Source organism: Streptomyces sp. NPDC006265 (assembly GCF_040613555.1).
Lineage (GTDB): Bacteria > Actinomycetota > Actinomycetes > Streptomycetales > Streptomycetaceae > Streptomyces.
On record NZ_JBEXSH010000310.1, the window covers coordinates 1 to 9,264 of the forward strand.

Genomic DNA, 9,264 nt, shown 5'->3' on the forward strand with positions numbered 1-9,264 from the left:
CTCCGCGCGAAGTCCACGCCGAGTACGACAAGTTGCGAATCGCCGCGTGAAATCAACGGTCAGAAGCCTGTCCGGGAAACACGAGGCCCCTCAGACACCGCGCCCGCGGCCTTCTTTTCGCACTGCTGCTGCCCTCCGCCACTGACTGAACCCGCCCGGCTGGGCCCACGCCGACACGGTCGGCGCATTTGTCACCTCACCCCTTTCCCCGCATCAGGGATGTGTCATGACCGATTCCGTGCCGGCGGCATCTGCTCCGCCGACCTCCAAGCCCGTCCGCGTCTCGGACCGGTTCGTCGCCTACGTGCACCGCGTGTGCGCTTCCACGCAGACCCGTGCCGCCCTGCGGCGCGGGCTCGGGCTGCCGGTGGAGCGGTGCAACTACATGCACCGCTATCTGGTGCCGTGGCTGCGTGACCACGACGACCAGCACCATGGCGATGTCCGGCGGGCGTACTACGCGGTGGCCTCGCTGATCGCCGCACGTCCCCGCTCGGCCCGTGACACCACGCCCGACGACAGCGCGTCCGTCTCCTGGTTTGAGCGTTCCAACCTCGGGGCCTCGCTCGGCCAGGCCGTCGCCAAGGGCGTGATGAAGGCGAACTCCGCCGAAAGCGCTCTTCACCTGATGGCCCGCCAGAGCAGCGACGCCATCCATCCGGGCCTGCCCGCCCTTACCCGCCAGCTCCAGTCCGGCGGCATCACCATCGACTGGGCGGTCCTCCTGGAGGACCTCGCCTGGTGGAACCGCAGCCGCGACCGCATCGCCACCCGCTGGCTCGAAAGCTACTTCCGCACCGCCGCCGGCACGACCGACCCCGCCCCCTCCGATTCCGCTGAGGAGAACGACCGATGACTCTCTATCTGGACCTGAGCGCCCTGCAGTCGGTGCCCGCCGCCAACCTCAACCGGGACGACCTCGGCTCCCCCAAGCAGGTCCGCTACGGCAACGCCTCCCGCATCCGGGTCTCCAGCCAGTCCTGGAAGCGAGCCATCCGGCTCGGAGTCGAGCAGGACCTCGGGGAGAAGGCCGCCCGCACCCGCCTGGTGCCGGCGAAGGTACAGCACGCCCTTCAGAAGGCCGACTGGCCCGCCGAGCTGGCCGCGTTCGCCGGAGCGCAGGTCGCCGCGAGCGCCGGGAAGAAGGGCATCGGCACGGAAGCGGCCGGCCACACCTCGGTGCTGCTGTTCCTGCCGGAGGCGGCCATCGACGAACTGGCCGCCGTCTGCGCCGAGCACCGCCAGGCCCTGGAAGCGGCCCAGGGCAAGAAGAAGCCCGGCCAGGTCCTGCCGCCCCACCAGATCGAGCAGATCCTCAAGCGGCGCACCGCCTCCATCAGCTGTTGCCCGGCGTTGAAAATGCCGACGAGAGCGGCGTTCACGGTGCCGACGAGTGATGATGGTGACGCCCCCCCCGGTGGGTGTTCCGGCGGGGCGCTCGTCGGCAAGGTGTCGTTTTCGTCGGCGAGGTGCCGGTGCTTCAAGGCTGCGCGACGGTGAGTCGTCAGGCGGCCGGCCGGGCCGCCTGGGGCCTGCCAGCCGGGCCGGCAACCGTGCGATGCAAGGGGAGCAAGAATGCAACGACGAACAGGCCGAAGAAGGTGATGGGCAACAGAGGCAGCAGCTTCGCAGGATCGTCCTGCAGCCAGTGCCGGTTGCCCCACCAGTTTCCGAAGACGTCCGTCACCATCACGGCGCTCGCCAGCCAGATCCCTTCCCGCCGCACGAGTCCCACCAGCACGGTCACCAGCGGATCGAGGATCGCAGCCGACCAGTAAAGGTCAACGACTCAGCCCCGTCCACTACGACCTTCACCTACGACACGACGAAGGAGCCCCGCGGGCTGCCGACCTCCATGACCGACTCGGTGGCGGGCACGTTCACCGCCGCCTACGGCCCGGACGGAGAACTCACCACCGAAACCCTGCCCGGTGGCTACACCCTGAACCTCAGCTTCAACGAGGTCGGCGAGGACACCGCCCGCCTCTACACCCGTGACTCGGACGGAACGATCCTGCTGGCCGACACCGTGGACTACTCCACGCACGGGCAGATCGTCCACCACAGCGGCACCGCAGGAGACACCACCGAACGAAACCACGTCTACGACAAGACCGGCCGACTTGTCCGTACCGACGACACCGCCGCGGACGAGACCTGCACCCGGCGCGCCTATACGCTGGACGCCAACAGCAACCGCACAGGCCTGGCCACCAGCACCGGAACAGCCGGGACAGGCTGCACCGACACGGGCGCCACAACGGTGACCAACACCTACGACAGCGCCGACCGCCTCATCGCCTCCGGCGTGAGCTACGACGCCTCCGGCCGGACCACCACTCAGGCCGGCGGCGCAACCATCGAGTACTACGCCCACGACCTGCTCCGCCGGCAGACCACTGGCACCCAGCGTCAGACGTGGGGCCTCGACGCGGCCGGACGCCTGGCCTCCTGGACCACGGAACGTCAGAACACCGACGGCACCTGGTCACAGACGGGGCAGAAGGCGAACCACTACGGTTCGGCGAATGACAGCCCCGATTGGGTGGCCGAGGACTCCTCCGGCACCATCTCCCGCAACGTGCGGGGCCTGACCGGCACCCTCGAAGCGATCACCGGGGCGACGGACGGCACCTCCCTACAGCTCACCGGCATCCACGGCGACATCGGCGTGACCTTGCCCCTCGACCCGACCAAGGCCCCGACCGTGCTGCGGCAGGACGAGTACGGCAACCTCGCGTCGGGCAGCGCCACCGCGCGGTACGGCTGGCTTGGCAGCGAACTCCGCTCCAGCGAGACCCCGACCGGGGCCATCCTGATGGGGGTCCGCCTGTACGACCCGTCCCAGGGACGCTTCCTGTCGATGGACCCCGTCCTGGGCGGCAGCGACAACGCCTACGAGTATGCAAGCGCCGATCCAGTCAACCAGGTTGATCTCAACGGCAAGTGGCACCGGTGGCGCACCAAGTACTACTTCTGGGGCAAGGCCGTCGGCCACTCGTGGTCCTACTGGGACTCCTGGGGCTGGGACGCCGGATGGCACACAGGCTCCTCGGTCCGCATCTACTTCAACTGGTGGGCGACGAAGAAGCTGGCGAACGAGGGGCCCTACCTCCTCGGCGCCTGGGGATTCATCGCCGCGGTCGTCGCAGCCATCAACGTGTACGCGGGGGCCATAGCCGCCATCCTCGGCGTGCACTTGGCACTGATCGTATGGGCGGCCTACCGGGCGAAGGAACGCTCCAAATGCCTGAAGGTGTTCGCCACGTCCAAGTGGGTGGGGTCGTACCCGGTTTCGTCTCTCTACTACTCCTACGTCCGTTGCTGAGCGACTGAGCCTATTCCTCAGCAGCCTCTCGCCCGGCGGCCGTCCGCGGCCGCCGGGCGAGACCCGATCTGCCGACCCCTTTCAACGATCGGCTGGTGGGGCGCCAACGACTCGGCCCACGCCTCTACGACCTCAACGACCTTCAAGGAACCCCATGAATAAGGCACCGGCCTTCGGCGCTTCCTCTGCCGTTCTCTTCTTCTTCGGAACTCTTCTTTCGATCCTCTACGTCAGTGACCGGGCCACTGGCGGAGGTGGACCGATCGGATTCCTCGAGTCCGCATGCGCACTGTTCGCCGGAGCCTGGCTGGCAGGGCTACTCCACGTGCGGAGGGCGGGAAAGAACCGTCTTTGACCGCCCAGCGGTGGGCACCATCACCTCATCGACCAGGAAAGAACAATGCGCCGTATCGCCGTACCCGTCATCGCCTGTACTCTGGCCCTCGTGGGCTGCAGCGGTGAGAAGAATCCGTCCAGCCCGGGTGAGGGGCATCGCCCGCTTCCCGCTCCGACCGTCTCCGTGTCCCACCGACCCGTCCCGCCAGCGGTCGCCACCGACGCCAACCTGCCGAAGGCTGCGGGAAGGTTCGGGCACCAGGCGACGATCACCATTCCCAACACCAGCCCGAGCGGCGAGTTCGTCGTGACGCCCATCATCAAGGGAGACGGCCCGACCGTCGGGACCCACGACATCGCCGTCGTCAACTACACGGCACGCACGTGGAAGAAGAGCAAATACCTGCCCTCCACTTACAAAGGGAGCGGCCACAGGGTGACTCCCGTGGTGTTCGCTGTCGGCAAGGACAGCGTCCTTCCCGCTCTCGACCGAGCCGTGCAGGGCCAGCGGGTCGGCAGTCGGATCCTGGTGGTAGCGCCGCCGGCCGCCGCCTACGGCACATCCGGCAACCCCGGCATCGGAGTATCGCCGACCGACACGGTGGTATTCGCAGTGGACCTCGTCGATGCCGTGGACGCCAAGGCCACCGTCAAGAGAGAACAGCACGACAGCACCGCCGGACTGCCCGGCGTCCGGGCCAGCTCCTCCACCGTATCGATCTCCGTACCCGATACGGCACCACCGAACAAGCTCATCTCCCGACAGCTCGTCGACGGGACGGGACCCACCGTACGCAAAGGCCAGACGATCGTGCTCAGGCGCGCCGGCGCCGTCTGGGGCACCAATCGGGGCAAGGAGCAGGCCGCCCTGTTCGACGCCTCCTGGAGCCACGGCCCCGCTCCGGTCGTCAGCGGCCGCCACAACCTCCTCGAAGGGCTCGATCGCGCCCTCATAGGAACTCGATCGCGCCCTCATAGGAACGAGAGTCGGCAGCAGACTCCTGATCGTCGTCCCTCCCAGTCTCGGCTACGGCTCTAACGAGCAGAAAGGCGTTCCCGGCGGCTCCACCCTGGTATTCGTCGCGGACGTCCTGGCAGTGGTGTAACAAACTCCGCGGGCTCAGCCGGACGCGTGCGCCGTCGGACAGGTGCTCGTGCCGCGAGCCGAACCGTGCGTTGACGGCATCCGCCGGCCGAAGGCCGAATACGGGTGGACACGCGTTGCCGCCGAGGTGACCGCCGGTGGCTACAGCCCTGGCTACGATGCGAAACGCCCCGACCCCGGCAGCTGCAGCACACTGCTGGCGAATCCTGGCGCTGAACGTGACATCGGCCTTCACGACCAGTTGTGGTCGTGTAGGCCGACGTCGTGTATGGGGAGGGCCGGTGTCGTTGCATGCCAGGAAAATCGACGAAGTCCCCGAGGAGACAGCCTGCCGCGATGCTCCTGGCGGGTGGGGCGATCGCAGTCCTCGGCGCCCTGGTCCCGGCCCGGTCAGCGGCCCGGATGACCATCGGCCTGGCCCGGCACCCCGGCCAGATCAACGACGCGATCGGCCTGCTTGCGCAGCTGCACGACACCGACCTGGAGCGGGTCGTCGACGACTGGAACCCCCACCGCTACAGCTTCGATGCCGAGCCGTACCCGCCCGTGCCCCCGGCCCTCTTCGACGCGGTCCTCGAGTACCCCCTGGCCCCGCTCGCCCGCCTGCTGCAAGACCCCGCCCGGCCCGAGCGGTGGCAGATCTCCGAACACGCCTCCCTGGGACTGCCTCTTGAGTTCGGCGAAGGTGCCGGCTGGCGCATCCTCGCCACCTGCCCCGACCGGTGGTACGACCTGGTGCGCCACCCCGCCCTCGGCACGGCCGTCCAGCACCTCCTGCTGGATCACGCCGAAGTGGAGGCACGCCGCACCCGCCTGATGGAGTCGGGCGGCGACTCCCTCGCCCGCGCCGATGGCGCCGCAGATTCTGGCGGTGCTGTTCCTCGTCCCCATGATGACCACGCCCGTGGTGATGGCCGCCATCTGGCAGACGATCTTCCATGAATCACTGGGCCCGGTGAACGACCTGCTGGGGATGCTGGGCCTGACGAAGATCCCCTGGCTCACCGAGTCCGGACCGGCCCTGGTCGCCCTGATGACCGTCGAAGTCTGGCAATGGACCCCCTTCATGTTCCTGTTGCTGCTGGCCGGCCTGCTCAGCCTGCCCAGGGAACCGTTCATGGCCGCCGCGATCGACGGCGCCGGCACCTGGCGCACCTTCCGGAAGGTGACCTTCCCGCTGATGGCACCCGTCTCGGTCGCGGCGGTCGTCATCCGGCTGATCGAGGCGTCCAAGCTCTCCGACAGCGTCTACGTCCTGACGTCCGGCGGGCCGGGGTCCTCCACGGAGACCCCGGGTTACTACCTCTACATCCAGGGGCTCCGCGATCAGCAGACCGGCTACAGCGGGGCGATGTCCCTGACCTACCTGGTCCTGATGATCGTCACGCTCACGGTCGTCGCCGCCCTGCTTACCAGGGCCTTCAAGCTGAAGGGGGACTCATGAGGTCGCGCCTTTATCCCGTGTTCAAGTACACCGTGATCGCCCTGTGGGCCTGCTTCGTGGCGGGACCGCTTTTCTGGGCGATGACGACCAGCTTCAAGAACGCCAACGCTGTCCAGGGCGGTCCCACCTACATCCCCTGGGCGCAGTACGAGCCTACGCTCACTGGCTGGCGCAACATCTTCGGTGGAGCCGGGGGCGTCGATGTGGTCGGTCCCTTCGTCAACAGTGCCATCGTCACCGTCGCCGCGTCGGCCATCAGCCTGGCGCTCGGGTCCCTGGCCGCATACGCGCTGTCCCGGTACCGGTTCAAGCTGGGCTTCATCAAGAACAGCGACATCGTCTTCTTCGTCTCCCAGCGGATCATGCCGCCCGTCGTCCTGGTAATCCCCTTCTTCTACCTCCTGCAGTGGGGAGGCCTCCTGGACACCATCCCGGGCCTGGTCATCGTGACGGTGGCGCTCCTGCTGCCGATCGCCGTCTGGGTGATGGTGGACTTCTTCAACGGCATCCCCCGGGAGATCGACGAGATGGCGATGCTGGACGGCTGCCCGCCGTTCCAGACCTTCCTACGGGCGATCCTGCCGAACTCCTTGCCCGGGCTGACCGTCGCGGCGATGTTCTGCGCCGTCTTCGGCTGGAACGACTTCTTCTTCGCCTTCCGGCTGACCTTCACCGAGGTTCAGACCCTGCCCCAGGCAGTCGTCGCCCTCAACTCATCCGTTCCACCGTGGTGGACGCTGTCCGCCGCCGCGCTGTTCGGCGTGGCACCGCTGATCCTGCTCGCCCTCTGGGTGGAGCGCCTGCTGTCCAAGGGGAACCTGTCTGGAGCGGTCCGATGAACCTCAACGCCACTGATCTGTGCCTGACCGTCGACGGCGTCGACCACCTGAAGAACGTGACCGCCACCTTCGAGCCGGGACGGCTCCACACCGTCATCGGCCGGACGATGGCCGGGAAGACCACGCTGCTGCGGGCCCTGGCCGGCCTGCAGAAAGTGGACTCCGGCTCGCTGACCCGGGCGGGAGTCGACTTCCTGCGGACGCCGGTGTGGCGGCGCGACACCGCCATGGTCTACCAGCAGTTCATCAACTACCCGCATCTCAATGTGTTCGACAACGTGGCCTTTCCGCTGAAGCGGGCCGGGCTGTCCCGGGACGAGATCGGGCGCCGGGTCCGGCATGCTCTGTCGGGCGTGGGGCTCGCGGACTTCGAGAAGCGCAAGCCGTCCCAGCTCTCCGGCGGTCAGCAGCAGCGCGTCGCGATGGCTCGCGCCCTGGCCCGCGGCACCGGCATCCTCCTGCTCGACGAGCCACTGGCGAACCTGGACTACAAGTTGCGCGAACAACTGCGCGATGAGTCAAGGGGCGCTGTCACGTTGGCTGACCGGTGGGATGATCTTCCGGTTGGTCAGCCTGGGAGGGGCGGTCCGTGAGGCGCGCGTCGCTGTCGTACAAGGGGCACCGGTACCCGGTCGAGGTCATCTCCCACTGTGTGTGGCTGTACCACCGTTTCCCGCTCAGTTTCCGCGAGGTCGAGGAGCTGATGTTCGAGCGCGGTGTCGTCGTCTCCTACGAGACGGTCCGCCGCTGGTGTGTGAAGTTCGGCCCGGCCTACGCCCGCGAGTTGCATCGCCGCCGCCCCAGGCCCGGTGACAAGTGGCATCTGGACGAGGTCTTCATCAAGATCAATGGGGAGCAGAAGTATCTGTGGCGGGCGGTCGACCAGGACGGCAACGTCCTGGACATCCTCGTACAGGACCGCCGGGACAAGGCCGCGGCCAGGCGCTTCTTGCGCAGGCTGATGAAGAACGCCGGCGCGGTGCCGCGGGTGATCGTCACCGACAAGCTCCGCTCCTACGGCGCCGCCCACCGCGAGGTCATGCCCTCCGTCGAACACCGCTCACACAAGGGCCTGAACAACCGGGCGGAGAACAGCCACCAGCCGACCAGGCAGCGCGAACGGGCGATGAAGGGGTTCCGCGGCGTTGGCGCAGCCCAGCGGTTCCTGTCCGCGTTCAGCGGCATCTCACCCCACTTCCGGCCCCGACGCCACCTGATGCCCGCACATCACTACCGAGCCGAGATGACCGTCCGCTTCGCAATCTGGGAGCAGATCACCGGCGTCGCCGGCCTTGCCGCCACGGCCTGACCACAGCCCGGAACCGGGCTCCACCACGCCACGACGTGCCATCAGACACCTACCCCCACAACGTGACAGCGCCCGGACGTCGCCTTCAAGGCGATGTCGGACGACACCGCCCGCCACCAGGTCAACCATGCCTAGGTCGAGCGGGGCCGGCAGGCCCGCGAGCACTTCGAGGAGACCAGCTCCGTCGCCCCGGCCATCCGCAACATCGACCGGACGGTGGAGTTCAGGGACCTGGTCACCGCCTGCCACTCCTTCGTCGCGGCGGCCGGCCGTGTCGTCCCCGGCCTGCGCGATCGCCAGCTCGGTGACGACGAACGCACCATCGTCCACGAGAACGTCGCCCGGGTTCGGGCGACGCTGGACTGGATCGAGACTGCGGTCGACACCGGCAAGGTGGACGTCGACGGCGAGTTGGCCCGACTGCTGCAAGGTGAGTAGGCGATGCCTCGCGCTTCCGAGCGCAGATCAGCCGCCGCCCAGCGACACGCCGACACCGTCCGCAAGGTCCTCTTCGAGGCCCGTCCGGCCGGTCTGACCTTCGTCCAGCTGGTCAGGTCCAGCGAGCTGTCGCCCAGTCACCTCCCGCGCGGGCCTGGCCTGTCTGCGGGACATCATTGCCGAACGCGGCTGGCCCCCGCTGATCTGGACCAGGACGGACGGCTACAAGTTCTGCTCGGACCCGGCCGAGCTCCAGGCATACGAAGTCTCGATCATTTGGGAGAAGCTCACCGAAATCCGCCGGTTCATCACCGGCGTCGTCGCCCCGCACTCGGCCCTCCAGCCAAAGGGCCGCTGGATCAAGCATCTGAGAGGGCGTTTGATCTAGACGAGATGCCCCTTACGCCCTAGTAGGTTCCTCGCCAGGTTGGGGTGGTCTCGTCCGTTATACGCTTGGCGAGGTTG

General features: G+C 67.7%; 11 protein-coding genes and 2 pseudogenes. 12 read left to right on the forward strand and 1 reads right to left on the reverse strand.

Going from position 1 to position 9,264, the window contains the following annotated elements:
- Positions 1–226: 226 nt before the first annotated feature.
- Together casB and ABZ281_RS23965 are read left to right on the forward strand one after the other, a co-directional pair.
- Entirely contained in the window at positions 227–856 is a 630-nt protein-coding gene (gene casB, locus ABZ281_RS23960) for a type I-E CRISPR-associated protein Cse2/CasB (protein ID WP_356658505.1), read from the forward strand.
- On the forward strand, positions 853–1,500 hold the full coding sequence (locus ABZ281_RS23965) for a type I-E CRISPR-associated protein Cas7/Cse4/CasC (RefSeq protein ID WP_356658507.1): 648 nt from the start codon (positions 853–855) through the stop codon (positions 1,498–1,500). The genes casB and ABZ281_RS23965 overlap by 4 nt, the downstream gene beginning before the upstream one ends.
- 4 nt (positions 1,501–1,504) lie before the next feature.
- Here the strand turns inward: ABZ281_RS23965 and ABZ281_RS23970 are convergent, their stop codons facing one another.
- A complete protein-coding gene (locus ABZ281_RS23970) occupies positions 1,505–1,747 on the reverse strand; it encodes a hypothetical protein (protein WP_356658509.1) in 243 nt (80 codons plus the stop codon).
- Between the two features lie 108 nt (positions 1,748–1,855).
- On the opposite strand from ABZ281_RS23970, the gene ABZ281_RS23975 reads away from it, so the two are divergent.
- The 10 genes and pseudogenes from ABZ281_RS23975 (at position 1,856) to ABZ281_RS24020 (ending at position 9,187) form a co-directional block, all read left to right on the forward strand.
- Positions 1,856–3,328 (forward strand): RHS repeat-associated core domain-containing protein, encoded by a 1,473-nt coding sequence (locus ABZ281_RS23975; protein ID WP_356658511.1) that lies wholly within the window; start codon positions 1,856–1,858, stop codon positions 3,326–3,328.
- Positions 3,329–3,848: 520 nt separating this feature from the next.
- Positions 3,849–4,703 (forward strand): FKBP-type peptidyl-prolyl cis-trans isomerase, encoded by an 855-nt coding sequence (locus tag ABZ281_RS23980; protein ID WP_356658513.1) that lies wholly within the window; start codon positions 3,849–3,851, stop codon positions 4,701–4,703.
- The gene (locus ABZ281_RS23985) at positions 4,669–4,770 is read left to right on the forward strand and encodes a hypothetical protein (RefSeq protein ID WP_356658525.1); all 102 of its coding nucleotides are present in this window, start codon (positions 4,669–4,671) and stop codon (positions 4,768–4,770) included. Before ABZ281_RS23980 ends, ABZ281_RS23985 begins: the two co-directional genes overlap by 35 nt.
- Before the next feature lie 335 nt (positions 4,771–5,105).
- Positions 5,106–5,711 (forward strand): hypothetical protein, encoded by a 606-nt coding sequence (locus ABZ281_RS23990; RefSeq protein ID WP_356658515.1) that lies wholly within the window; start codon positions 5,106–5,108, stop codon positions 5,709–5,711.
- Positions 5,659–6,213, forward strand: coding sequence for a sugar ABC transporter permease (locus ABZ281_RS23995; RefSeq protein ID WP_356658517.1), 555 nt, complete (start codon positions 5,659–5,661; stop codon positions 6,211–6,213). The genes ABZ281_RS23990 and ABZ281_RS23995 overlap by 53 nt, the downstream gene beginning before the upstream one ends.
- Complete coding sequence (locus tag ABZ281_RS24000) at positions 6,210–7,052, forward strand: carbohydrate ABC transporter permease (protein ID WP_356658519.1); 843 nt, start codon at positions 6,210–6,212, stop codon at positions 7,050–7,052. The genes ABZ281_RS23995 and ABZ281_RS24000 overlap by 4 nt, the downstream gene beginning before the upstream one ends.
- The gene (locus ABZ281_RS24005) at positions 7,049–7,645 is read left to right on the forward strand and encodes an ATP-binding cassette domain-containing protein (RefSeq protein WP_356658521.1); all 597 of its coding nucleotides are present in this window, start codon (positions 7,049–7,051) and stop codon (positions 7,643–7,645) included. Before ABZ281_RS24000 ends, ABZ281_RS24005 begins: the two co-directional genes overlap by 4 nt.
- On the forward strand, positions 7,642–8,361 hold the full coding sequence (locus tag ABZ281_RS24010; protein ID WP_356658523.1) for an IS6 family transposase: 720 nt from the start codon (positions 7,642–7,644) through the stop codon (positions 8,359–8,361). The genes ABZ281_RS24005 and ABZ281_RS24010 overlap by 4 nt, the downstream gene beginning before the upstream one ends.
- A 66-nt stretch (positions 8,362–8,427) precedes the next feature.
- Positions 8,428–8,799: pseudogene (locus ABZ281_RS24015) on the forward strand (DUF6192 family protein); the annotation flags it as partial.
- 3 nt (positions 8,800–8,802) lie between these two features.
- Positions 8,803–9,187 (forward strand): annotated as a pseudogene (locus ABZ281_RS24020) (RacP protein).
- The last annotated feature ends 77 nt before the right edge of the window (positions 9,188–9,264 follow it).